Source organism: Bacillus sp. FJAT-27245 (assembly GCF_001273955.1).
Lineage (GTDB): Bacteria > Bacillota > Bacilli > Bacillales > Cytobacillaceae > Bacillus_D.
In genome coordinates this window covers 1,826,014-1,852,067 of the sequence record NZ_LIGI01000001.1, presented here as the reverse complement: position 1 = coordinate 1,852,067, position 26,054 = coordinate 1,826,014, and the positions used below count along the sequence as shown (strand labels likewise).

The window sequence follows — 26,054 nt, the reverse complement described above, 5'->3', positions numbered from 1 at the left end:
TCATTCGTCGGGGAGGGTAGTGTACAGAGGACTTGGCAAAAAATAAAAGAATATCTTAATAGATAGATGGGAGCAGATTACTCCCAATCAACATGCTATTAAACAAAAGCGAAATCCTGGGTCACTTAACAACTAAATATAAAGAAAATCGCACGAGTAAGGGTCCACCGTGCGACTGCCCTGTTCTACTAAAAGCTTTCAACTATCAATCTCTTAAAAAAACCAACAACGTTGCGTTGGTTTTTTGACATGGTATTAAAATAATTCTCCTAAATAATACGGCATTTGGCGTCTCCACCAGATCCAATCATGCGAAACATCTTCGCCCCATTCATCCAACCTTGCTGGAATTTGTTTTTCTTCAAAGGCTTTTTTTAATGTATAGTATGAAGGCAGCCCATCCTGTTCCCAATCCCCCAGCCCTGTACAAATAATGATAGTTGCTGACCGATAGCGATCAATAAACCAGCCGTCATTTTGATTCCATATGTAATCACTCGGTGAATTTTGGTATACAAGCGGATCATTTCCGTAATCCCCAAAAAAGTAACGAGCGTCATAAATACCGCTTAGTGCAATGGTTGTTTGGAAAACATCCGGATGCCTCAAGAAAAAATTCAAGGCATGATATGCCCCCATGCTGCATCCCGTTGTCATCATAGGATCAAACCAACCTGTTTTATGCTTAATAAATGGAATAGCTTCTGATATCACATAACGGTCATATGCCGCGTGAGCCAATGCGCGGTCATGCGCTGGTTTTGAGTCGTGCAGCCAACTTTCACTATCGACACTGGTCAATGTAAAAAATTGAACTTTTCCGGATTCAATAAAGTCATGGCACGCATCAATCATTCCAAAATCATGATATTCAGTGTACGTCCCTCCAGATGAAGGAAAAACGACAATTGGCATTCCACTATGTCCATATCTGTTCAACAGCATTTCACGCCCTAATTCGCCACTCCAATGGCTTAAATGTTCTATATGCATGGATGAATCTCCTATCACTAATTTTTTCGTTCATGTACAAAGCGGATAATGTCATCTACATCTTCCTGAGAATCTGCAATAATTGCATAAAATTGATTTCCCTGGAGTTTCGCAAACGCCTCTGGCATCCGCTGAGCAAGCTTTACGCGATCACCAAATCGTTCATAAATATCATTCGACCCATGTTTGTACTCATACGCATCTCGCTGTGTTACACCAACACAATAACGGTTTTCAGTTTCGGATTCCTTAAATTCTCCTCCTGTCACTAAAGAAGCATACTGAGCAAATAAATCAATGGAGTACGCGAAATTATACATATCTACCGTGTAGCCGCCAGCCAAGCGATTATTGTATTCAAGTGCAACATAATCCCCGTTATCCAATTGAAAAAACTCAATATGGAAAAAGCGTTCTTTCATACCAAATGCCTTTACGATTGCCTTTCCATATGTTTCGAGCTTTGGATCAATATCTTTTTGAATCACATAAGCCATATCAAGTTGACCATTAACCAATTCCAGAGTGGGCACATTGTATGTAAAGCTTGTTTGGAAAACAATGTCCCCTTTCTGATCCACTAACCCATCGAAGGTGCAAAGCACTCCTCCTTCCACAAATGGTTCCACGAAGTACACTTGTGCTTCACCCCATTCATCTTCAAAACGGCGTAAAGCTTCTTTCGAATCCAGTTTAAAGGTAGAAGCGGAACCCACTCCATTATCGGGTTTTGCGATGACTGGCAGCCCTAATTCCTCAATGGCCCTGGCTAACTCCTGCTTATTTTTAGCGGTTCTTCCTTCTACAACGGGTACACCGGCTTGTTTAAAAAGCTTCTTCATTTCAGATTTATACTTAACTTTCTTCAAGTCATTAAGTTTATTGCCGTACACGTTAAATTGCTCACGCAGCTGTGCATCAAGTTCCAGCCAGTGCTCATTATTGGACTCAATGCGGTCGATGGGACCATGCTTAAAAAATAAAAATGCAACAGCACGTTTCACTTCATCCACATCTTCAAGGTTATTCACACGATAATATTCAGTCAGGGAGTTCTGTAATTTGGAACCTAATTGGTTATATGGCTCTTCGCCAATTCCCAGGACATTGACACCTGATTCTTTTAAACGATGGGCAAATGGCTGAAAATTAACCGGATAATATGGCGAAATCAAAATATAATTCATAAAAAAGGCTCCTTTCCCGGACTCATAGAATCATAGTTTTTACAAATGATACAATCATTTACTTTTTAAATCAATTTAAATGAGTAAATATTCAAAAAAAAGAGCGGGAAAGTCCTCCCACTCTTAAATACACTTATTCAGTTCGTTCATGACCATTTCTCACTTAAAAAACGTAAACATTCTGGTAAGTGTTTTGCCCAAGCTTTTTCATTATGTTCCTCATCCGCAAAAATATTAAAACGGATGCTATCAATTGGAATTGAGCCTTTTATTAGTTGTTTATAATACTTAAGCGACCCATCGATATATGCCTGCTTCATATTGCCATACATGAATTTCCGGTCGGTATCATCACCTTCCTGTGTCCCAACCTGAATATACACGCGTTGTTCAGGATCCAACACACGCCCAGCAATATAGCTGTCAAAGGCCTTACTCGTAATCCAATTGGCTAAAGAAAAAATACCTAATCCACCAATTTCGTCTTTATATTCAATCCCCATAAAAGCCGAGATGTTTCCTCCAAGTGAACTGCCAATCATGGCTGTATGAACCTTATCTGATTTCGTCCGATAATGCTTATCTATAAACGGTTTCACGACTGTCATGACAAACTCGGCAAATTCTGCGCCTTTTCCGCCTAGATCAAAATCTTCAGGAAGCGGGCTTTCAGTTATTTTCCAAGGCGAATATTCATTAATTCGCTCTTGTCCGCCATGATCAATCCCAACAACAATCATTTTCGGCAAATCGGGATTTTGTTTAATTGCCGGAATCACTTTCCATGAAATACCGCTAAAAGATTCACTACTGTAGAAAACGTTTTGTCCATCATGCATATATACGACTGGATAACTTTCAGACTTATCTTTATCATAGTTTTTCGGCAATAAAACACGCACTCGGCGTTCTTCGTTTTTATAAGGCATATATAATTCATGTGTTTCTAGTTTTAAATAAAAATAGGATTCGTTCATTTTACCGTCCTCACTCCCTTGGTATTACCTTAAATATACTAATCTTTCTATCATTAAACCCCTATTACTTTTGTTAATTTCAATATTTCCTGTGCTTTTAATCTCACCATAGAACCAAAAGGCTATAGTGAAAACAGGCGAGAAGTCCATTCGATTTCAAAAAACAGGTCTGCCACTATTTCCCTTTCCGGGTTAATACGGCTTTTTAGGTAGAACCTCTAGGATAGGAGTTGTATAATCTCATGGTAGTGTTAAACAAAAAACGGTAGAGGTGAAAGGCATTGAACTTTTATACAGAAAATGAGCATCCAGAAAAAGTCGATGGCCAAGAATATAGTGAGCAAAAATGGCCCGAGGAGCCCCAGACAAAATGGGAGACGGACCAAAGGGTTAATATACGGGAAACCAGGGAAGGCAAGGCCAGCAGCACAAGGATGGAGAGGCGAAACAAACATGCTGGTTCAGAGGCCAAAGGGGGAGTCACTCCGCCAAGCAGGACGAACTCCAAGCGCATTTCAAAATTTAGACCTTCCCTTAAGAATGTAAAAGTGAAACTGCCCAAGGTAAACGTAAATCTTGCAGTAAAAATCGCAGCCCTCGCAGCGGTACTTTTCAACGTTAAATACGTTATGGATCTGATGCAGGTCCCGGTCGGCACCTTTACATTCAATGATTTGGTGATTAAGCTGGCAATATCAGTTGGCATCAACTTTGCAGCAGTCTGGATTCTGTTTGCCAAACAGTCCCGGACTAAGTATATTCTTTCACTGTTTGCAGTGTTAGCATCATTTCTGTCTTACTTTTATGGCCATTATACCAATCAAACTTTATTAGAGAGAAGCCACCTGATCCCTTCGGTGCTTGTAATCCTATCCGTTCTGATGGTGGTCAATTCCAGGTCCAATTATTACCTAAAAAGTATCCTTCTGTTAATCATTGCCACAGCGGGAATCTATGTCAGCAGCAATCAATATGCACTTGAATGGATGCTGATAGGCAGTGCTGGACTTGTGATGTTTTTCAGAGTTTCCAAAAACAGAAAGAATGACAAATCCGATAAAAAGGAAAGCCGGATAAGAAGGAACCAACGGCAGTCAGCTTAGTTTGCCTAGAAAACCACATTACGCAAAATAAGGCCACCCAGAGATAGGTGGCCAATTTTATTAGTAAAATTATATTATCTCGGCTAAAAGTTAGGATGTCCAAGTTGCTTCAAATGTATATTGGCGGAACTGGTGGGAATTGAACCCACCTGACCTGGCACGCAGGTCACAAGCGGTTTTGAAGACCGTGGAGGACACCAGTACCCCATTCAGCCCCGTATATCAAAGGGGTCACAACGGTCTATTCACAATTTACCCAACGGTTTAGTCTATAGCTATCTAATTAAATTATAACATTAATTTGGACTAAAAAAGACACTCACATAGGCATTGAGTGTCATAATTTAAAGGATTAAATGAAATTTGATTCCCTATTCTTATAAACTTATTTACCTCAGCAAAAAAGTTTCAGTTGTCAGAAACATAGCTGCAAAATTATATCTTTTGTGAAAAAGTTCCTCGCTTAATGAATTTAATTGCTATCCCAAATCCTTTTTATTGGATTTAAATAATTTAAACCATCAAGGTTTTCATTTACTTCAGTTTTATTTAATATGATTTTTCCTAGTAAACCTCGTTTAAAAATAGTTAAATAGGTTTTGTTTATATTATTTTTCCCGATTACTGTAACACTTAAGGCTTCTCTTTTATCTTTAGTTTCAGCTACTGAAACTCCCTTAGCGACAGCACTTATATCCTGAGTTAGCCATATCTCACTTACATGAATTATTGCATCTATATTGTCTTTTTTCACAATTTCACCCAATTGAGACATAAGAATAAATTTTGAAGTTTGGTTTTCGACCTCTGCATCAATAACTTTCCATCCACGGGAAGGAGAATGCAACATAAAAATTTGCCTATGATATTTATCCTTTACTAAAACTTTTTTAGCAATTTCATTCACTTTTTTTGCGTATCCCAATATCTCTATCTCATTAAAAGGTAATTCATGAATTTTATATTTTTTTAATGTTTTCTTTGCTGTTTTCTCATTTAGTTTAACTTCCTTAAAACCAACTGTCACCGTGGCAAAATCAGAAAGAGTTATCGTCTCCGACCTAATTCCTTGTTGGGTGGTCATGCAAACGTATCTTCCCGTTTCAATCTCTTCTTTTGTTAATTTATGTAGAGTGTCTCTCATAGAACAGGTACTAATTTTACAATTAGCCATTTCATGTGCTTCATTAATTAATTGACTAAAGAAATTAAATCCATAAGCTAATGCATCTAGCAATTCCCAATTAGGAAGATTTGCTTCAGTCCATCTTCTCTCAATGACCGCATAACAGTTCTTAATTACGTGTTCAGGATACTTTTTACTTAATGATTTTACACATTGTGAAGCAATTAGTTCTATAGGAATAAAAGGAGGTAATTCCATTTTTAATTCTGCAATATCTAAATAGTTTTTGACTGTAACTTTTGCTATACTTTTAGTTTCTAAATCCTTCTGATGCACAATTTTCACACGTGCTTTATTTAACCATTTTAATAACTCATCATCACCCATTTTGGTTTGCCAATTAGAATACCAATCATCAAAATTTGGTATTGCCTTTTTTTCATTTTGTAAGGCAAAAGTTAGATTCCTTAAAGCTTGAATTGCTGCGTTTAGGTTAGTTCTAAAACCTTCAGGGTCGAAATAATTATCTAGACATTGATGCCATAAACGATGAATTTCTTTTAATCTATTATGTGTATTTGGAATTGGGCAGGTCATTTTTTCTTCTCCTCCATTAATATTCACTTGCTAATAATAAAAAAACACTCCTATTATATAAGTTTCAGCTGTACAAAATGGACAAAATATATTTAGTTCATACAAGCCAATGGGGAATATGGTTCTCCAAGTTGAACTACTCTTTCTATTTTATACCTCAACCCATCCCAAAGATTAATCCTTCCCTCAAGTATCAACATTAAATCATGACCATCCATAAAAATAATTTTAGTACCCTTTCCACTAAACTCTTTAATAACTTCCTGCCTAAATCCATTTATCGAGACAAACAATCCTCTAGTACTATCAATTTTTGTTTCTATTTTATATTTAAAGCCTGCAATATCTATTACATTCGGGATTTCTTTTCTCCATTTTGCTTCTACTAAATAATCAAATCCATCAAAACTATAAAATCCATCAATTTGTTGAGTATTTTCAGTTGTTCTAAACGATTTTCTATACTCAATATTATTAATCTCAAATAAATTTTTCAGTAAGTCTTCTAAAACAAAACCAGCTTTTTGCCGATTATTTTCAGTTATATTGCTAATAAAATTTGTTCTTAGTTCCTCGAGCTGTTTTGATCTTTCCTTGACAATAGCTTGTTTTTGCTCAGCTATTATTTTTTTTACATTTTCTTTTACCTTTTGTTCCTTAACGAAAACGTCATTTTCTATTGCAAGCCTTTTTAATTTTCTTAAAGCGTCTAGACCTGCATTTCTATCTTTTACTTCCTTATCTGGTAAGTCTTTTAGATTACATAGATTCGTTAATATTTTCCTTTGAATTAAAACTCCCTCTTCAGTAGAAGATAATTCTTCTAATACTCTTCTTGCCCAAACAAATTTTGGTAAATCTCTATATTTATTAATTAATAAAATCGGAACACCTGAAGACCGCATAAAAGATGCCATTGGGTCTTTAAAATGAAAACATTTTCCAAAACATTGAATTGTTTGTTCCATAATTTCATATGGAAGATGTTTCATATCCCCACCTCATATTTCCACAAAATTTAATTTGCAACTATTTCCCTTTAAGATACTTTCACTTGAGTATTATACCAAATCCTATTTGGTTTTCCATTTATTGTCCAATTTACTTTTAGTATTTATTCGCTTTTTGAATCAATGTTTTCATGCCCTATATAAATAAAGACACCCTTTTTTGAGTGCCTACAATATTTGCTCATATTCCTTTACAATCTTATAAAACGAATTACCCATTAACCCCAGAAGATTCATTGATTTGAAGCTCTCTTACTCATCAACAAACCCCACTTTTTAATGGGGTTTGTTTTACGTTAAAATGCTTGAGTTATAGTAGTCCACTAAGGATAATCTACTTGACTTGTTTAAAATATATACATATGAGGATATTGGATTAGCCTAATATAAATCGACAAAACATTTAACGCTAAGTTAGTAAAATACTCGGGGGTGCTACCACAAACATTTCACTAAATTTGTGGCAAAAACCTCCATAAATTTAGTGAAACGTCGTCGATGCACCACTCCTTAACCCCCTTACAAGTATAATCACGTATAATCACCATATCTAAAAGCTTTGATACTAGTGATAAAAATATATAAGAAGACTAATTGTTATTATAAGAAGTCGAGTTATTTTCTTTTTCTTTAAAAATCTTTAAATAAATTTCTCATTCCACCATCTACTTCTCACATAATCGTTAAAGTTATAATTACCTAAATCCAGATTATCCACATGGTCTGTAACTATAACTTGGGGATAAAAACCCACTTCTTTAAAGATTTTATCCAGTTCCTCAAGTATAGTAATATATATTTTTTGAACGGCTTCAATATCTTTTGTATTTGTTTGGTCAAAGATATCAGGGAAATATACTTGGCTCGGTTGATCTATAAATAATAAGGATGGCACAGGACAATAACGTTGGGAACTAAAATACGTTATTAAACTTAAAAATAATCCAACATGACACGCTAGCCAATTTGCCCCACTTCCCATTTCACTTAAATAAATTTTTTCATTGTTTTTCTTATCATGGTGATAAAGGTCAAAGGTTTCCAATTTAAATTTTAGATTTGCAGGCAAAAATTCCTCTTCAAAATCTAATTTATCTATTATTCTGTTCATATTGCCATTTATAGTGTAAAAAGCATTTTTATAATAACTTTCAATGTCATAACCGCTAATTTGGTTTTTAATATATTCAATTTCAGACAGTATTTCATCTATGGAATTACTCACTAAATATCTAATTTGTTTTTCAACAAACATACACTCTATATCAATCCTCGCTTTCGCATATTGTTGCTGAGCATCCAAATGTTTTTTCTCTTTAATCTCGTTAGAGAGATGCTCTATTTCATTTAATTCTTTCTCCTTTTCCTTAATGGAATTTTTCAGAATTTTAATGTCCTTTTTTAAGACATTCATTTCCTCTTCAAAGCGAGTAGTATAGTAATTTAATCCACTAAGTTCATTTTCAAGCCACTCTTTAGCCATATTAACTTCGTTTGCCTTTTCTGTAAGTTCATAATGTTTATTACCACAAATTGGGCATACATAGTTTTCTACACCTTGCCGAGATAATTCTTTTTTTTCATTTAACATTTCAAGATTTTGTTTATAATGATTTCCAAGCTTTTCTCCCTCAATGATATCTCGAACCTTCATTTCTAGTTCGTGTTTATTACTTCTTAAAATTTCGAGTTCATGTTTCTTATGGTAATAATTATTTTCTAATTCATCACTTGTATAGGCGTCATCTGAAGGATCTGGAAGTTGTTTTCTTAATTCCAATAAATATTGCAACCCTTTATCTTGGTGATGGAATTTCTCTCCAATTAAGAAATAATACTTTTCAAAACTAGCAATTAAATTTTGCTTTAAACTTTCAGTTGTTTTTTCTAAGGCTTCCTGACTTTTAGACAAACGTTTCTTTTCTTTTCTTAATTCATCAAGCCTATAAATTAGTGAATAATAATTCTGGTCTACCCATCCAGCAAATACAGGAAATAATTTAATAACTCTTTCTCGTTTCTTTGAGTTTTCGAATCGGTAAAAGAGAGCAAATTTATTTGCAATCAGATTTTGATGTTGAAATAAAAAAGAAACCATATCTCTAATACTTGGTCTACCCTGATTAGTTTCTTCTGCACTTTCCGTTGAATTAGTAACCGTTATTCCAAAAGCTTTACTTATTTCCATTTTTGCATTACTTATTTTTAATCTAAACTCATCTGTAAACAACCCCAGATCAATATCTTTAACATCTGTAGAATTACTCATGAACCTCATATAAATAAATTTCCTACCATCTTGATTGAAATTTTTTCTCCCGAGCAAGATTAAACTATCGTTTATTTCGATTAAGATGGCATATATATATGCAAATTCGGTTATAACTCCCTTGGGAATAGTAGGTTGTGTACTCCCAAGACAATAATCTATAATTTCTATCAAAGAACTTTTACCACTTTTTGACTGTCCAGTGATAATATTTAGTCCTCTTTTTAGAGTTATGTACCTTTTTTCATTATGCTTATTCAAAAGAATAATTGATTTTATATAAGATTTCATACAATAGTTACTCCTAACTTAATAAAAACATCTTTGAAATCGTACTTTGAAAGGATAATCCCTAAATAATGTGCTGCTCTAAAGTATTCACGTATTTGAATATTTTTCATTTGTTTATAATCTACTACATTTATCGCAGTTATTTTTTTATCGACAAAAAATTTCTCTTCATTATGTCCGACTATCAATGATTGGTTTGTATATTCCCAAAAAAATTCAATTCTTTCCTGCATACCAACTAATGAAACTCGATTTTCTTTTTTATCGAAAAAGACAGAATATATATCACTTTTTTTGTTCGCCTTAACTAGTATAGTTCTAGTATCTTGATAAAAAACAAATGGTAAAACAAGATACATAACGCTAATATGGGCATTTTTTGAGTTACATCCACTCAAGAAATGATGTAGTATATGACTACAAAAAAAAGGATTTAAAGATAGATTCTCAATGTGTTTTATGCTCATGGCTTCTCATCCTTCATTAACCAGGTAATCTTCTTTTCATTAACTATTTCATGTATAGTTCCATGTTGAAAAAATAATCGATTAGGATTTACACTACCAAATGGTATTGCACTTAACTCTAAACTCTCATCATAAAAATCTTGGGACTTTGCAATACATTTTCTTTCATCTGTAATATCAAAATTTCTCTTACTTTTACGTTTATTTCGTATGAGTTTTTTTTCTAACTCCCTTTTATATAAATTAAAGTCTCTTAAATAAATGGGATGACTATGAAAATAACGTATTGCGGTTTGTTTTGTTCTCCAATAATTAATTATCGCTTCTCTTACTTCCTCATCCCCATACTCGATTTTTAAAATTTCCTCAGTAAAGCATTCCTTATAATAAGGTGCAATATTTTTAGGTTCTTTATCTGCATAGATGTCAGGTAAGGGTCTAGAATCATTAGAAAACCTTTTAACAACTTCAACAACATATGTTTTAAACTCTTCATGTATTATATACCAAGTGTGAGGACTATTAATTGGTTGGGTAAGTATATAGCCCATAAGTTCATTAATAAAATTTGGTATTTTTTCTTTTTCGATACCTAAAAAGAATCTGTCTTTTTGTAACTGATTATATTTTTCTTCTATCTTCAATTGACCTGTATAAATGATAAGTTTTTCTAAGATACTTAAAAGAACATCTTTTTCATGTCTAAAAATCTCATTATAGATTGTTCTGAAACTTTCTTCCTTCTTTTTAATAGTTGAGCCTATTTCTTGAATTATTTTGTATTTTTCATCTTTTGATAAAATATTCCATTGAGAAAAATTTGATTCTTGATCTACTTCAGATGTTGTGATTAATATTAGTTGTTTAAATCCTTCCATTTTTCGGTTATTTTCAACCCAGTTTTTTAAGGACTTCCAAAAATCAGTATTCCTCTCACCAAGTTTATGGGGCTTATAATGATGCTTAACTTCAATATTGATCGAATTTTCATCTGAAATTTTTGAAATATCACCATACATTTCAACAGCAATGGATTCTCCATCGCCTAATTTCAGACAATGCTCTAAGACAATTAAATAATGGAAAGTATCCCCTAATTTGGTTAAGGTATCATCATTCTTTTGTCTATCCAAATTTCCCCCTCCTCATAAATTACTTAGTATCACATTATTTGTACTTTTTATCTAAGTATTTTTGCCATTTGCATTTATTGTAATAATTTGTATATTAAAATTCTAGCACTCATAAAAAGTACTATCAACACTAAGATTAGTTATCTTATAAAATTCAAATTATATATTTTACCGTTACCTTCGGAATATCTTAGATATCCTTAATTTATTTATCTACATTAAAGTAAGAAAAACACTTACTTACTTGATTCTTGCAAAAACCATGTCATAAAAAATGTCGCTTTTTAACTTGTTTTGACATGTCCTAAAAAATAAGAATGACATCCCTTTATTCGTGGAATTGGAAGGTTACCACACACAACCAAAATCCAGAAAAAGGAGATGTCTAAGGTTATGGTATCCTTCTATTCAGCTATCGTCAATTTCGTTGTTTCACTCGGCCTTTGCCTGTCAAAACCCCAATTCAATCACCTTGTTTCCATCATGCATGGAATTATCTTGGCGGAGGGACGAAAGACGATCACACAAATCCGGGAACATACCGGAAAGAACCGTGACCTTAGTTCGATGACGCGATTCCTGAAGGAATCCCCTTGATGTGCGAACCGGATTCAGAGGAGAAGGCTGGAACATCTCATGGCTGCCATTCGACGTGCACGTAAAAAGGCTGGTGATACGAGGCCAATCATCTTTCTCATCTTTGATGATACTGGATGCCGAAAGGACATCTCGACCAGGAAGATGGAAGGGCTTGATTTCCACTTTTCCCACACGGAAGGCAAGAGTGTGTGGTCCCATTGCCTTGTCACTTCTCATATCGTTGCCGAGGGCTATTCGGCGGCCTGGGATTTCCGTCCATATTTCTGGAAGGGACAATGTGAAAAACAGGGTCTCCCTTTCAAAAGTAAGGCTGACCTGGCCAGGGAAATGATCGAGGCCTTTCCTGCCACCGAAGAAGAACAGGTATATGTCTTGATGGACAGCTGGTACACAAGTAAAAATCTCATTGATTCCTGCCTCGCCAAATGCTTTCATGTGATTGGGGCGGTCAAATCCAACCGGAAGATCTGCCCAGCGGGCTTCAGGGTTTCCCTATCCGAATTCGCGAGCCGGCATATTGAAAACTCCGACCTTCATTCCGTGACCAAGAAGGATAAGGGGAGATTTCGCATTTTTGCTTATGAAGGGCCGGTGTCGGATATCGAAAATGCCAGCCCTTATGCATTAAGTAAAAACAAGCATATTTATCCTTATAAATTCGAAGCGATTAATTGGATTTTCAGCAATACTAAAAGGCGATCAAATGGTTTACAACGATATTGTTAAAATGACAGGAGTCCTCAGCAGTACAATTTACTCTAAAGCAGAAGAGGGTGATTTTAGTTAATTCAAAGCAACCGAGCATTGTCAAAAGGTATTTATTAAACAAAAATAGAGCTTGCTTCGGTACAAGCTCTTTTATATTTAGAAAGGTCTCTACGAAAAGAAAGAGCGCAAATCATTACTAGAAATGCGCTCGATTATGAAAGAAAAAATATTATAAATGTCAGTTTTCCTTCCATAAAAAATTTAAATAATTTTATTTTAAGATGATACAGTTCCCTAAAAATATTCTATAACTTGGATAAATATTTAGTATTTTATATACCTTTTTTTATGATTTTTACCAGCATTATAAAGTATTTGACGTAGATTAGAATTTAATGGCTCTTCATCCGTTTCTAATAATGGTAACAACTTTTTTTCAACAAATTGCTCAGTAGAGATGTTTCCTAGAATATCAATAAAATTATTTACTTTCTCGTTTTTAATAATTGTTAATAGGAAATCTATTGCATTCTCTGATAATTTATCAGTTGTGACGCTAGAAATCCTACTTATAACAAATTTGGCTAGAAAGTCCCTATATTTACAGTCCTCCATATTAAATAACCCTAATAACTCTTCTTTTACCTCTATATCGGTATACTCAATAATAAAGTTACCAGTAATCAGTAAATTATAATAATCAATTATTTCGCTTGGTAATTTATCTAATATCAACTGAATTGTAGTAAAAGATACCTTGAATTTATCTGGAGTATCTTCTTTCAAGTTGTCTGTAAGGTTAGCTCTAAAACTCTTCAATATGCTGAAAATATCTTCAATTTCACAAACTTGAAAAAACTCTATAAGTAAATTTTCCTTTCCTTTCCAATTAAGTTCAGTAAATCTACTGAGAATATTCTCTGTCTGACTCTTATGGATTATTGTCTCCCTATACTGTTTCCAAAAAAGATCTTCTTCTTCTTCTCTAATACTGTATAGTATAGCCAATTTTTTTACCCCAGATAGAAAAATATGCTTCTGTTTAAAATAACTTCTTATTTCAGGGAAAGAGGATAGATTCTTTATTAATTCCAGTGCCCACTTTCCCTCTTCCCCTTCATGATCTACGAAATTTATTATATTTTCTATAAATCTATCACGATAAATTATTTCCTTATTAAATTTTATATCAGAATACTTTAATAACATATGAATTGGGAAAATAGCCTCTATTTTCCCTTCTTCAATAAGTGAAATCAATACTTTTAAGGAATCTTCCGAATGTACTTCTCTTAATACTTCACATAGGGTTGTTAATTGAACAATACTTAATTTTTCTACCGGACCAAAAATATTTTTTATATCTTCAAATTTATAGCTTCTTAATATTATTATTAACCCTTGAAGTAGCCCAAGGGCTTCTTCTTCATCTTCAAAGTTTGTTAAATAGCTGAGCATTTTTTTTACTTCATCTTTACTAAGTTTATCTTTTAATAGTCTCCCTAATGTTTGTCCAAAATTAAAGTCTTCTCGATATTGAAATAATGCATCGTAAAACATACTTTTATGTTCATAACCAGTTAATCTATCTAATAGTTCTGCGGCTGATGCTCCCAGTAAATCACCTGAGTAAAATAACTTTTCCAGTAAAGGTTTATGTTCATCACTTACTGGTAAGTTAGTTAAAGCAAATGACATTTTTGAATAATAATCAAAATTAATACTTTTATTATTATTTAATATATATGCTAATATCTTTTGAATAATTTCACTTTGATTATACTCAATATACTTTACTGCTTTAATTGACAAATTAATATCTTTTTCAAATAGTTGGTTAATAAATTGATTACTCTCAACCTCTTCCAAAAAGCCTACTGTTAAAAATAAAGTTTGATCCCACCTTGTATTATTTAAAAGTTCCTCTATTTTATTTGGACAATTCTTATAAAGTTTAGACAACTTTCTCGCTGCGAAAAACTCTGTTATCGATTGATGAAAGAAAGACAAATTTGAACCTGCTGTAGTAATAAATAATCCTTTTTCGATTAACCAGTTAATAAATTGATTAGACTCAAAAGATACATTGTTCATCTCTTGCTCAATTAAAACCTTTACAATATCAATGTGTATTTTTTCCTGTCCTTTATTAATTGCGTAGTAACCAAGTTCCGACAGCATATTTGCCAAATCTACCTTTAATTCAAAATCAGCTACATATTCTTTGTTTAGATTATTTAGAAATGAATTTAATATTGTATAAGGTGTTGAATTAGTATTAATTTGGATTTTATTTTTCTTCCATAGATTAAAATATAAAGGTTTTTGCAAAAGTCTTATAACGTCATTAGAATATACTTGGCTGTTTTGTAAATTACTTTTTACAAAATTGTAATCTATTTTTTCTAAATTATACTTAGCGTAGTTAAACTTATCCAAACCTTCATCGGTTCTTGATGATATTATTATTATATTATTACTAAATTCTTTTTCTAGATTTAAGATATCTTTTTCATATAACTTCTTCTCAAAAAAATTCTTTGGCATTTCATTAAATGAGTCAAGAAAAAAAATGATGCTAAACTTTTTTTTGATAAAATCTAAATTTAGCCCAAATGGTAACATTGATTCAATTAATTCAATAATGTTTCCAGAATACCCCTTTAAATCAATATATATTGGTAATGTTAATTTTCTATTAGTGTTTATATTGTTTATATCGTTTAGTATAAGATCCCGCAGTGTTTCTAACTCTTTGACAGCATTATATTTCAAATGAAATGTTTTTCCACTACCAGGATCACCAAAAATTATTGAATTGTGTTTAATTTCCACTAACTCTTCTACCTTGACATATGGTTTTAATTTTTTACTTTTACTTATCATTCGCATCGGTAGTAAATCATTCTCATTAATATTTAATTGTAACCTTTGACTTTCAATAAATCTTATTACCGATATGGCTTCGGTATCGTTTAAAAACCCTTTGTTAATAGAGTTATCTTCCTCCATGTCCTCATTTTCTTTACAATCTTTTTCTCTATCGTTCAGTAATCTTATAAGAGTTAATAAGTTAGAATGATCTCTATTTCCATCCTCGTTTTTATTAGTCTCATAACTTATAATTCTTATTCCATAATTCTCTCTCCAGTAGTCAATTTCTTCTGGATTGACATCAGGTAATATCGCATAATGTTCCGATGGACTTTCTTTATAAATATTTTTTATTCTATCTTTAATATAAAGAAAATCTGGGTCTCTTAAACCAAACCCTATAAAAATAACTGGCCTTGTAGTAAGAAGAATCTCTAAAGTTTTTAGACTTGGATTATTCTCCTCATACAATTTCCGATAATGTTCTCTACTAAGCACAACGCTTTGTATATCATTTATATCGCCATGAATCTTATAAACATAGTCACTATACCTAGATTGGGTCAAAGAAGCGAGTTCAGGAAGATGCCTATTTGTAACAACATCAAAGTGGATTCCGTTTTTAAATTCTTTTAGAGAATCTTCTAATAACTGATCATAGTTAGTTGTAATAAAACATCTTGGACCTAATGAGGTAATTTCTTTATGTATATTATGTGGTTTAGCGACACCAACTCTACAAGCTTTTTTTAAAAACTTTTTAAACAAAATATTATTCATACCACTTATTCCTAGGCTCGCAGCTAGTAACAAGTCATCATTAGCTTTTTCTCTAACTACCTCACTTGAAGGTAACCCTTCCTCTTGGAGAAAATCTGCTAGTTCTAAAATTAGCCCTTTCCAGGTTGGTAATCCCGACCACAAAGAAATACCAGAGCCAATATATAATGTTGTATCTTCTTGCTTTAATACCTTTCGCAGCTTATTAAATAAAGGACTAACCTTGTTTTCTTTTAACAACATTTCATCACCATCTTAATAAATAGGAATATTTTTTATTTCACATATATCCTGTACACAGATACACTTAGCCATATTATACCATATTAAAAAAATCATTAACTACTTAGGTACGAAAAAAGGCTTAAAACCCAAAGTTGGTTTCAGCCTTTAATATAGATATGTTGATCTTCGCCCCAGGATGCTCGCTTTCCTTGGGGCGGTCGGTGAGCCTCCTCGGCGCAAACGCCTGTTGGGTCTCACCTGTCCCGCTTCTCCCACAAGAGTCTCGCACCTTCCGCTTCGATCAACTATGTTTGAATCGGTATTTATAAACACATATTCAGTGAATATTTTATAAAGAAAATTTGCCTTCACTCACAAAAATACGGGTTTCAAGCAGATTCCTCCCTTGCTTTCGTATCGTGGAAATTATCCACGGATCATGGCAAATCGAATAGCACCTTGTTCCGTTCGAATCGATCCCGAAACCTTCGTCTTTACTTTCATCATTCAGAAATCCTGTTCTCCCTGATTGTTGTGGAACGGGAGGTGTTCATCCTTTAGAAATTCGAGGATATCGACTTTGTATTGGCAGAACCTTTCTGCCAGGTTCGTTGCTTTTGGCTTCTTAATTTTGCCCGGTTCCCCTGGTTTCTTTTCGGGAGGGATAATTCGCCATTCTACCACCCGTTGTTCGAAAATCTCATCATACTTTACTTCAATGGCTTGAATGGCTTCCGGGAGGATTGGAATACCAGAATGGAAGGCTTGTATTTTTACGGACAAGGCTTCCGTAAGAGAGCCTTGATCTCACTAGCCCACTTGTGTTTGTCATAATCAATAATACCTTGGCATTCCCAAAGCAGGTTGGCTCCGCAAAGGGCATGGCTAACCTTGTAATCTTCGTGAAAATAGGAAGCCCAGAAATCATACAACATTGTTCCTTTATGGGAAGGAAACCAAACCGTTCAAACGCCTTTTTGCCTCTTTTTTCATCAACGTGATATAGTATGTAATAAGTATTGGAAATGGAATTCATCCATATTCTGCCATCTCCGGTACGTATACCGGTCACGTTCGCATGGACGACAGGGCTCTCCATCAGCTCATACTTGATGGTTTCCTCATTAGGTTCCAGCCTGTCGTACAGCTTTTCGAGGGAAGATAAGTGGGTTTTCTCACATGGCGATGGCCTGTAAGGTCTTCAAAAAATTGGGCTGTATTCTCAATCGGGATATGCTAAAATGTATCTAAATAAGCAGTCCAAGCCTTTCAGCCTTCGCTATATTAAACAGGGGATTTTACATTTTTATTCGTGCACTCCTCTCATTGGTCAAAAATCTGTGAATCCTAAAAGGGTCTGTACGGTTTTAATAAACGGTCACCAACGGTCTCGGGCATCGGTCTCCCTCGGTCTTCCGAAATAAAACGAAAAAACCGCACGAGTGAAAAAATCACTGTGCGGTTAAATATGTAATAGTATCAAGGTTTGGCGGGACTGTGTGGGAATCGAACCCACCTGACCTGGCACGCAGGTCACAAGCGGTTTTGAAGACCGTGGAGGACACCAGTACCCCATTCAGCCCCGTGTGTAAGACAGTACTCATTATATCAAGTATTCCCTATTGCGGCTATAGTTTTGCTGCAAATGTCTAAGTCTTGTCATAATTTGCTGTTTAACCCTATAATAGAGGTAGATTATTACGTTCTGTAGGTGAATGGTATGCAAAATATTTGGGCCCAGTGGTTTATCTTTTTCTGGGGATTTATACTGATTGGGTTGTTTGCGATTGGCGGGTATTTCATGTTCCGCAAGTTTTTGAAAAAGCTGCCCAAGGAAGATGGAAAGTCCATCATGGATTGGGAAGAACACTATGTGAATGAGTCGCGCCATTTGTGGCCCGAGGAGCAGAAGCATTTCCTCGAGGAGTTGGTGATGCCTGTTCCAGAGCTGTTCCGCGATGTTGCGAGGCATAAGATTGCCGGCAAGATTGGCGAGCTGGCGTTGACTGAAAAGGTAAACCGGATTGACCAGGACCTGGTAATCAGGGGCTATATCATGGCGACGCCGAAGCGTGACCATAAGTTCCTAAGAAAGCACCTAAAGGAAAAAAAGATTGATATGACGCCGTATGAGCATTTGTTCTAAAGAGCCGCCAGCTATGAGCGGCTTTTTCTATTGCTCTATTTCACTATCTACAAACCCCAAAAACCAGCCGGCTCACTTTAAGCCGGCTGGTTGCTATTCATTAGTTTGATTTGCAATTTTTTAAAATCCCTGTACATTGCAATCCGCCACGGGACAATCATCGAGAATGCGAGAAGGAAGAACATTCCTGATACTTCCCCGTAATCGATCGTCGTACTCAGAATTGCCTTCATGATGATCCTGACTACCAATAGGCCTACGAGGATAAAGAAAAACGCTTTGGATCGTTTTAAATAGATTTCGTTCCCTTTGATTTCGAACGCTGAGGTTTTGATCAAAAGAATCGAAAACAGCATTCCGACGATGACCGCTTCGACGATTTCCAGGGAAGTCAGCCTGAATTGCGGTACGATATACATTAGCGCCCCGCTGCTCATGAATACCGGGGGCAGGATAATTTTCTTGATGGAAGCGGGCTTTTTGGCAGCCTTCATCCGGACGAACATCGCGATTGTCGCCATGCCAACCGCGCCGATTGAAGAAGCGAGAACTAGATTCATCACGTCTCATCCCATTCTTGTAAGATTAACACTATTATTATACTACAAAAGTCAAGGGATTACACACCCACTTCAAGGGAGCTATGCTGTTAATTACGACAGCTCTTTTTTTAAAAAAACCGCCCTAAAACCCGGTAAATCCGCCAAACATTTCAGTAAGCACAATAATGATTTGAGTCAGCCAGTCGAAGAATAGCATGATTCCCATCACGATCATTACATAGCCGCCGACCTTCATGATTTTCAAAGAATTGCGCTTGATCCATGCCATCCGCCCGACGAAGAAGGACAGGATGAAGAACGGAATCGCAAATCCGAGGACATACGCTATCATGAGAAGCATACTTGAGCTTGGGTTCGTTGCGGCCATTGAAAGGACTGCGCCGAGGATTGGGCCTGTACATGGCGTCCAGCCGGCGGCGAATGCCATCCCGATCAGAACAGATCCTGCAAAGCCTGATGGCCGGTTCTTAAATTGGAACTTCCTGTCCTTCATTAAAAATTCGGGCTGGAAAACCCCAACGATCATTAACCCGAAGAGAATCATGAAAATCGCGCCGATCCGGCGGATGAGCTCCTGGTTCTGGAATAAAAACTCCCCGATAAATGAGGTTGTAAAGCCGAGCATGATAAAGATGGACGAAAATCCGATCAGGAAGAAGAGTGTATGGAGGATGCTGCGCCTTTGCATCATTCCGTTCTCATCCTTCAGCTCGCTCACGGACATCCCGGTTATGTACGAAAGGAATGCCGGGTATAAAGGCAGGCAGCACGGCGAAATGAAGCTCAGGAAGCCCGCACCGAGCGCAAGGAATAAGTTAACATCAGTAGCCATCGATCCAACTCCTAAACATGTTTGTTGCTTTCATTCTAACAAACCGCACGGTAAAAAGGATAGAATTCTGATTGAACGTTTTGTGTCATGTTTTCAATTTATTAATTATTTCCATCGTAGAAAAGTAATGGATATTTTTTTACAAAAATCTTTTGAATTAATTACCATAATGGGTTATACTTAGTCGAGAATAATAATTTGTTAGATTTTGTCTGATTCAGACACCCAGATAACCGGAGAAGCTCCAGAAAGGATTGCAGCCGTGTTGAAAGAGGACTTGCTCTCTCTCATTGAGCAAAAGAGGGCGGAATTAATTCAGGTCGCTTGCACCAACGGCTTGAGTTCCTCCATTGCTATACGCCACAGCCAAGAATTAGACCAACTTTTGAATCAGTATAACAATGACTATCTTAAAAAAGTTCCGGCCCATTCATAGAAACAGCCTGGCAAATTTGCCAGGCTGTTTCATTTTACCACAATATTATTTTTGTCCCTACGAACCTTGCCTGACAGCGTCCTCCATCCGGTCGACCAATCCGTTTTGCAGGAGGTACATTTTGTGGTACAAGCCCTTTTGTACCAACAGTTCCTGGTGGGTGCCGCGCTCAACAATTTCTCCCTGGTGCAGGACGAGGATGAGGTCGGCGTCCTGGATGGTTGAAAGCCGGTGCGCGATTGCAATTGTCGTCCGCCCTTCCCGCATCTTTTCAAGCGCGGTCTGGATAGCTTCTTCCGTTTCTGTATCGATGTTCGCCGTCGCTTCGTCGAGGACGAGGATTTTCGGGTCGGTCGCAATCGTCCTCGCAAACGCGATCAATTGCCTTTGCCCGCTCGAGAAAGCGGATCCCCGCTCGACGACTTTATGGTCATATTTATCATCAAGCTTTTCGATGAACGTATGCGCCTGGACGAACCTCGCCGCCTCGATTACCTTTTCATCAGGCATATCCTGGTTGTGGAGCCGGATGTTGTCTTTTACCGTCCCGTAAAACAGGAATGGATCCTGAAGGACCAGCCCCATTTTCTTTCGCAATTCATCCTTTGAATAGTTTCGGGTGGACTTGCCGTCAATGAGGATGTCTCCCCTATCATATTCGTAAAACCTCATCAGGAGGTTGATGATTGAGCTTTTTCCGCTTCCCGTATGTCCGACAAGCGCGACCGTTTCACCGGGATTGGCTGTGAACGAGATGTTTTTCAGCACATCTGTCTTCCCGTCATAGGAGAAGCTCAGGTTGCGGATTTCAATTTTCCCATCTTCAATTTCAAGCCCCTGTTTGCTATCCTGTGCCGGTGCGTGGTCGGTTTCATCGAGAAGCCTAAAGACGCGTGAACCGGCGACGATTGCCTGCTGGTACAGGGATAGCCTCATCATCATCTGATTGACTGGCTCAAAAAAGCGGTCCAGGTAATTGATGAATGCATACAGCACCCCGATCTCCACGGCAGTGTCCATCGATGTGATGCCGAAGTAGCTTAGGACCATAATGAGCGCCATGATGTAGATCATGTCAATGGCAGGCCTTAACAGGAGACCGTCCAGCTTGATGTTTTTCATTCCCGCCTGGTAATGCTTTTCGTTTATGTCGCCGAATGCCTTCCGAAGCCGTTTTTCCTGCCTGAATACCTGGATGATCTGCATTCCCCCGAGTGATTCAGCTAGCTTTGCGTTCAGCTGGCTTAGGCGTTCGCGCATGTCCATGTAAAATTTCGAGCTTAGTTTCCTGTACAGTGTGATAACCCCGAGGATAACCGGAAGCAGGATTGTACAGAAAAGTGCGAGCTTCACATTCAGGAGGAACATCGCCACGAATATCCCAAACAGGAAAACCCCGCTCTGGATAAAAGTAGCAAGAACGGTGACAAACATGTCCTTGATTGCCTCTGTATCATTCGTGACCCTTGAAACGATGCTCCCGGCAGGCGTTTTGTCAAAGTATCTCATCCCGAGCGCCTGGACTTTTGAAAAAACTTCAATCCGGAGCTGCTGGATGATTTTCAACGCAATTTCCTGGAACTTCACGAGCTGGAAGAACAGCAGGAACACTTTCACGATCTGGATGCCCATATAGATTGATCCGAGGATAACCATCGGCTTTACAGCCAAATTTCCCGGCGTCAAATAGTCATCGATGAAAATTTTCACAAGATATGGCCCGGCAATGTCCCCTATCGTTGTCAGCAAAAGGAGCGAAAAGGCCAGGATAATCAGTTTCTTATGCGGTTTAGTATAGGTCAGGAGCCTAAAGAGGATTTTCCTTTGCTCCTTTTCCGTCAGATGTGTTTCCACCTTAATGCCCCCCATGCTCAACGAGCTCTTCAAGCTGCTGGCGCAAATACATTTCCCTGTACCAGCCGCCTTCTTCCATGAGCTCTTCATGTGTGCCGCGCTCCGCAATCCTGCCGTCCTCAATGACAAGGATGAGATTGGCGTGCTGGATGGCGCTAAGCCTGTGGGAAGTGATGATCGTTGTCTTTCCTTCCCGTTCCTGCTTCAATGCGGACAGGATTGCTTCTTCCGTTTTCGCGTCAACGGCGGAGAGCGAATCGTCAAGAATCAGAACTTCCGGATTCATGAGCAGCGCTCTTGCAATTGAAATCCGCTGCTTTTGCCCTCCCGAAAGCGATACGCCGCGTTCCCCGACAACCGTTTCATAGCCATCGGTAAATCCAAGGATATCGGTATGGATATTCGCGAGTTTCGCAGCCCCGATTATTTCTTGCTCGGTCGCATCTGGCTTGGCGAACGCGATGTTTTCACCAACCGTTGCCGAGAACAGGAAATGGTCCTGCGGCACGTAGCCGATTGCCTTCCTTAATTTTTCAAGCTTATAGTCCAAGATGTTATGTCCGCCAAAGAGGATTTCGCCTTTTTCAACGTCATATTCCCTGATTAATAGCTTCAGAAGAGTCGTCTTCCCTGCCCCTGTTTTCCCGACAATCCCAAGTGTCTCGCCTTTGCCGATTTCGAAGTTGATATTTTTCAAAAGAGGGGCGTTTTCACCCGGGAAAGAAAACTCATCAATCGCGAATTCAATCCTGCCCGCAGGAATCTCGTCGATTGCATCTTCTTTTTCCTGGATGTCGACAGGCTGGCGCAATAATAGGGATACGCGGTCATAGGAAGCCCGGCCGCGTTCAACGATATTGAACAGCCACCCGAATGCAAGCATTGGCCAAATCAGCAGTCCAAGATACGTCGTAAAGGAAATCAGCTGGCCAATTGTCAGGTTGTCATTCAGCACTTCCCTTGCCCCGAATCCAATGGAAAGGAAGAAGGAAATGCCGGCAATGATGGAAATCGTCGGGTCATATAGGGAATCAATTTTCGCGACGACCATGTTTTTCTGAACAACATCTTCGGACTGGTTGCGGAAGTCCTCGATATCCTCGTCTTCCTGGCCGAACGTTTTGATTACCTTAATCCCGGTGATGCTCTCCTGCGTTTTGTCATTTAAGGACGAAAATGCTTCCTGCGCCTTGTGGAAGGAGCGGTGGAGCATCGTCCCGAACCAGCTCGTCAGCATCGCCATAAACGGCATTGGAATCAGTGCAATCAATGTCAATTTCCAGCTGATTGTAAAAGCCATCGCGAGGATGACGAAGCCTCCGGTAGCAAGCGAATCGACCAATGTTAGGACGCCTGCCCCAGCGGTTTGCTGGATGGCGGAAAGGTCGTTTGTCGCATGCGCCATCAAGTCACCAATTCTTCTTTTTTGGTAAAAGTTTGGCGACATATTGGTGAAGTGCTCGTAAAGATTGTTCCGGAGATTCCTCGTCAGCTTTACGGCTGAGCCGAAAATCATGATTCTCCAGAAAAAGCGAAGGATGTACATCGAAAGACCCGAACCAAGCAAAATGAGCACCCATTTGGTTAGTGACCCCGATGTTATGGTCCCTTCCTTGATTTGGTCGGCGACAATGCCGATGACCTTTGGCGGGATCAATTGAAGGAATGCAACTAATAAAAGCATAATGATTCCGGTTATGTATGCCTTTCTTTCTTGCCAAAAAAACCATTTTAACTCAGCAAATATTCTCATTATTCCCCCCACTCTTTCTCTCTAAATTCCATTGAAAGGGTAAATTTTGTGGCATAATCGCCCATTTAACCCAATCATCGGAATTACCATTTTACCAAATTTTTTAAAAATAAGGAAGATTACTAAATCTTTGAAATACACGCTGATGGCTGTAATCTAGCTGATTGCGGGACTCGAAAATTTTTTAACACGATAAGTAGCGGAGTTTTTTATAGAGGGAATTGGTGAAATCACATCCAACGAAACTGGATTTGCGTAACATTTGAACAGTGTCTTTGCTTTTGAATGTCACGCATCGGGTAGGTTGGTAGAGTCGGTCTTTTGAAGTGGTGCCACCTAAGAAGGAGGAGATAGTGGAGGCATTTCCCATTCGTGGAAAAGCATCTTTAATATTATGAATTTTTTTGAGCCTGTTTATGGTAAAATCAATTTTGGAGGTGAAATTGTGAAAAAATTTAGTATATTGTCAGCAGCCTTGCTGATTTTAGGACTATCATTATACGGTTTGAATTGGATAATAGATGGCTATTCGGAACTGGCTGCCCTATTTGGTTTTATTTCTTTCTTATTTGGAATTGTACTAAGCTTTATAGCAATCGCTAAACAAGAAGCAGGAGCCCTAAAATACATATCCCTTATTGCTTTCTTCGTTGTGATGTTTTTAATTATTTGGTTTGAACCCTTGGAGATTCTTCGGATTATTACTTGGTTAAAGAATATATCTTAACAGCTACTGTCGAAGCGTAAAATGGGAACCTCATGCATTTGGGGTTCTCTTTTTATAATTCCTAATCGGATGGATAACAGACATCCCATTTCACCTGACACGGCCTACAAGTGCGTCTAAAAGTGACAGTTCAGGATATATGTGATAAAGAAGTTCCCGATATATTTAAAAATTCCCGGATATAATCGAAAAATTACCCGATACCCGATATCCATTAAATATTGGCGGCATCCCACAACAGCGAGGAGCTTTTTTCCATTTAACGGAAATTTATAATGCTTGGCATGGCATTAATACCGGGTTTTGTCCTTGGTAAGTCACGTATCAGAATCTGAAATGACAGTGAATCCGTGTTCTTACTCAAGAATGTAACTCATACCGGCTTCCCCCTACCCGGAATATTATCAATCCATACAATAATAAAAGCGCCCATCCATTAATGAGCGCTTTGCGTGTTATTTCGTTTGCTTGTTCATTGCTTGCATCATTTGATTGATTTTCTTTTGGGACGGTTTCATTCCCATTTGCATCATCATGACTTTCAGCATTTGTTCGTTGATTGGCGGATTTTTTTTCAGATAATCCATCATGTACTTTCGTGTTATAAAAAATCCAATTGCGATACCGGCTACAAGCGCCAGAACGGCAATAAGGATTACATAACCAGTACTAACCATTTTATTTCCTCCTTCATGTTGTCCTGCTTATACAGTGTAAATTACCAAGCGTAATTATACAATAGTTCGCCCACATTAGACAAATTTTCTTTCCTTTATTGGTTTCAGCCATCCATATTTATCATTTTCCAGATCAATCGCCAGGAACGAAGCTTCACATTTGCGGAGGACTTCAAAAAATGCCGTTTCCGCTTCGTAGCCGCCTTCAGCGTTAATCAAAATGACAACTTCTTGGACCGTTAACTCTGCCCTGCTTGTCCGGTTGTTCAGCTCAATCGTATAGCAGCCGTTCTCCACCTTCAGGCTATTCGTCTTTTCAAGCTGTTTATGGAGCAGCTGGTGGATCCGCAGGACGGGCAGCGGTTTTGTTATGTAGCTGATTTGCTTGTCAGTTATGTGCTTCAGTTCACCGGCAGCCTGCCTATTTTCCTTGAATAAATGAAAAAATATGCGCTCTCTTCCGAAGTAATGGGAGGCAAACTCGTCTTCAATTAAATAGAGTTGGTACTTTCTCATTCCATTCTCTCCCTGCTTCAATCTCTTTCTCCTTGGACCGTGTAACGGAGGAAAAGCGAAATTTGGTCATTTAAAATGAAAATAACTCGGCTGGTTTGGTCGGTATCCCCTTTAGCAATCACGATTACTCCAATTATTACTACATTGAACTTATTTATTTGGACTATTGCAAATTTTTACCTTGTCTTTCATTATACTATTCCAGCCCCG

Annotated in this window: 23 protein-coding genes and 2 tRNA genes; 7 read left to right on the top strand and 18 right to left on the bottom strand. The window is 37.4% G+C overall.

From position 1 onward, the window contains the following. Positions 1–255 precede the first annotated feature (255 nt). From ADU24_RS08880 to ADU24_RS08870, 3 genes are all read right to left on the bottom strand, one after another. Complete coding sequence (locus ADU24_RS08880; protein WP_053366289.1) at positions 256–993, bottom strand: esterase family protein; 738 nt, start codon at positions 991–993, stop codon at positions 256–258. Positions 994–1,010: 17 nt separating this feature from the next. Next, the gene (locus ADU24_RS08875) at positions 1,011–2,180 is read right to left on the bottom strand and encodes an ATP-grasp domain-containing protein (protein WP_053366288.1); all 1,170 of its coding nucleotides are present in this window, start codon (positions 2,178–2,180) and stop codon (positions 1,011–1,013) included. Positions 2,181–2,326: 146 nt separating this feature from the next. Then, positions 2,327–3,157 carry an alpha/beta hydrolase gene (locus ADU24_RS08870; RefSeq protein ID WP_053366287.1) on the bottom strand — a complete coding sequence of 277 codons (831 nt, stop codon included), beginning with the start codon at positions 3,155–3,157 and terminating at the stop codon, positions 2,327–2,329. Between the two features lie 281 nt (positions 3,158–3,438). Here ADU24_RS08870 and ADU24_RS08865 point away from each other — a divergent pair, with 281 nt between their 5' ends. Beyond that, complete coding sequence (locus tag ADU24_RS08865) at positions 3,439–4,260, top strand: hypothetical protein (protein WP_053366286.1); 822 nt, start codon at positions 3,439–3,441, stop codon at positions 4,258–4,260. 121 nt (positions 4,261–4,381) lie between these two features. On the opposite strand, the gene ADU24_RS22985 is transcribed toward ADU24_RS08865, so the two are convergent. From ADU24_RS22985 to ADU24_RS08840, 6 genes are all read right to left on the bottom strand, one after another. Next, positions 4,382–4,477, bottom strand: a tRNA-Sec gene (locus ADU24_RS22985). A 255-nt stretch (positions 4,478–4,732) separates the two neighbouring features. Beyond that, a complete protein-coding gene (locus ADU24_RS08860; protein WP_053366285.1) occupies positions 4,733–5,983 on the bottom strand; it encodes a hypothetical protein in 1,251 nt (416 codons plus the stop codon). A gap of 92 nt (positions 5,984–6,075) precedes the next feature. Then, entirely contained in the window at positions 6,076–6,975 is a 900-nt protein-coding gene (locus ADU24_RS08855) for a restriction endonuclease (protein ID WP_053366284.1), read from the bottom strand. A gap of 658 nt (positions 6,976–7,633) precedes the next feature. Then, complete coding sequence (locus ADU24_RS08850) at positions 7,634–9,553, bottom strand: DUF3732 domain-containing protein (RefSeq protein ID WP_053366283.1); 1,920 nt, start codon at positions 9,551–9,553, stop codon at positions 7,634–7,636. Beyond that, positions 9,550–10,020, bottom strand: a complete 471-nt coding sequence (locus tag ADU24_RS08845) for a three component ABC system middle component (protein WP_053366282.1) — start codon at positions 10,018–10,020, stop codon at positions 9,550–9,552. Before ADU24_RS08845 ends, ADU24_RS08850 begins: the two co-directional genes overlap by 4 nt. Next, complete coding sequence (locus ADU24_RS08840; RefSeq protein ID WP_053366281.1) at positions 10,017–11,153, bottom strand: ABC-three component system protein; 1,137 nt, start codon at positions 11,151–11,153, stop codon at positions 10,017–10,019. The genes ADU24_RS08845 and ADU24_RS08840 overlap by 4 nt, the downstream gene beginning before the upstream one ends. A 393-nt stretch (positions 11,154–11,546) precedes the next feature. Here ADU24_RS08840 and ADU24_RS08835 point away from each other — a divergent pair, with 393 nt between their 5' ends. Together ADU24_RS08835 and ADU24_RS08830 are read left to right on the top strand one after the other, a co-directional pair. Further along, positions 11,547–11,750: a hypothetical protein gene (locus tag ADU24_RS08835; protein WP_053366280.1), complete on the top strand. Its 204-nt coding sequence runs from the start codon at positions 11,547–11,549 to the stop codon at positions 11,748–11,750. A gap of 39 nt (positions 11,751–11,789) precedes the next feature. Continuing rightward, entirely contained in the window at positions 11,790–12,479 is a 690-nt protein-coding gene (locus ADU24_RS08830; RefSeq protein WP_053366279.1) for a transposase, read from the top strand. A 306-nt stretch (positions 12,480–12,785) separates the two neighbouring features. On the opposite strand, the gene ADU24_RS08825 is transcribed toward ADU24_RS08830, so the two are convergent. Both ADU24_RS08825 and ADU24_RS08820 read right to left on the bottom strand, forming a co-directional pair. Next, on the bottom strand, positions 12,786–16,358 hold the full coding sequence (locus ADU24_RS08825) for an SIR2 family protein (RefSeq protein ID WP_053366278.1): 3,573 nt from the start codon (positions 16,356–16,358) through the stop codon (positions 12,786–12,788). A gap of 489 nt (positions 16,359–16,847) precedes the next feature. Then, positions 16,848–17,123, bottom strand: a complete 276-nt coding sequence (locus ADU24_RS08820; protein WP_053366277.1) for a transposase — start codon at positions 17,121–17,123, stop codon at positions 16,848–16,850. 242 nt (positions 17,124–17,365) lie between these two features. On the opposite strand from ADU24_RS08820, the gene ADU24_RS23520 reads away from it, so the two are divergent. Then, positions 17,366–17,536, top strand: a complete 171-nt coding sequence (locus ADU24_RS23520; protein ID WP_231689591.1) for a hypothetical protein — start codon at positions 17,366–17,368, stop codon at positions 17,534–17,536. A gap of 291 nt (positions 17,537–17,827) precedes the next feature. On the opposite strand, the gene ADU24_RS22975 is transcribed toward ADU24_RS23520, so the two are convergent. After that, positions 17,828–17,924 (bottom strand) — tRNA-Sec (locus ADU24_RS22975). 136 nt (positions 17,925–18,060) lie between these two features. Between ADU24_RS22975 and ADU24_RS08815 the strand changes: the two genes are divergently transcribed. After that, the gene (locus tag ADU24_RS08815) at positions 18,061–18,486 is read left to right on the top strand and encodes a DUF2621 domain-containing protein (RefSeq protein WP_053366276.1); all 426 of its coding nucleotides are present in this window, start codon (positions 18,061–18,063) and stop codon (positions 18,484–18,486) included. A gap of 77 nt (positions 18,487–18,563) precedes the next feature. On the opposite strand, the gene ADU24_RS08810 is transcribed toward ADU24_RS08815, so the two are convergent. Both ADU24_RS08810 and ADU24_RS08805 read right to left on the bottom strand, forming a co-directional pair. Continuing rightward, positions 18,564–19,046 (bottom strand): CcdC family protein, encoded by a 483-nt coding sequence (locus tag ADU24_RS08810; protein WP_053366275.1) that lies wholly within the window; start codon positions 19,044–19,046, stop codon positions 18,564–18,566. A gap of 124 nt (positions 19,047–19,170) precedes the next feature. Next, positions 19,171–19,881: a cytochrome c biogenesis CcdA family protein gene (locus ADU24_RS08805; protein ID WP_053366274.1), complete on the bottom strand. Its 711-nt coding sequence runs from the start codon at positions 19,879–19,881 to the stop codon at positions 19,171–19,173. 262 nt (positions 19,882–20,143) lie between these two features. On the opposite strand from ADU24_RS08805, the gene ADU24_RS22530 reads away from it, so the two are divergent. Beyond that, entirely contained in the window at positions 20,144–20,317 is a 174-nt protein-coding gene (locus ADU24_RS22530; protein WP_082306858.1) for an aspartyl-phosphate phosphatase Spo0E family protein, read from the top strand. Positions 20,318–20,374: 57 nt separating this feature from the next. Here ADU24_RS22530 and ADU24_RS08800 read toward each other — a convergent pair whose 3' ends face one another. Both ADU24_RS08800 and ADU24_RS08795 read right to left on the bottom strand, forming a co-directional pair. After that, positions 20,375–22,186, bottom strand: a complete 1,812-nt coding sequence (locus tag ADU24_RS08800) for an ABC transporter ATP-binding protein (RefSeq protein ID WP_053366273.1) — start codon at positions 22,184–22,186, stop codon at positions 20,375–20,377. After that, complete coding sequence (locus ADU24_RS08795; protein ID WP_053366272.1) at positions 22,173–23,924, bottom strand: ABC transporter transmembrane domain-containing protein; 1,752 nt, start codon at positions 23,922–23,924, stop codon at positions 22,173–22,175. The genes ADU24_RS08800 and ADU24_RS08795 overlap by 14 nt, the downstream gene beginning before the upstream one ends. A gap of 445 nt (positions 23,925–24,369) precedes the next feature. Here ADU24_RS08795 and ADU24_RS08790 point away from each other — a divergent pair, with 445 nt between their 5' ends. Beyond that, a complete protein-coding gene (locus tag ADU24_RS08790) occupies positions 24,370–24,651 on the top strand; it encodes a hypothetical protein (RefSeq protein WP_053368854.1) in 282 nt (93 codons plus the stop codon). Between the two features lie 455 nt (positions 24,652–25,106). On the opposite strand, the gene ADU24_RS08785 is transcribed toward ADU24_RS08790, so the two are convergent. Continuing rightward, positions 25,107–25,328 carry a YneF family protein gene (locus ADU24_RS08785; protein WP_053366271.1) on the bottom strand — a complete coding sequence of 74 codons (222 nt, stop codon included), beginning with the start codon at positions 25,326–25,328 and terminating at the stop codon, positions 25,107–25,109. 75 nt (positions 25,329–25,403) lie between these two features. Then, positions 25,404–25,844: a sporulation inhibitor of replication protein SirA gene (gene sirA, locus ADU24_RS08780; protein WP_053368853.1), complete on the bottom strand. Its 441-nt coding sequence runs from the start codon at positions 25,842–25,844 to the stop codon at positions 25,404–25,406. Positions 25,845–26,054: the final 210 nt, after the last annotated feature.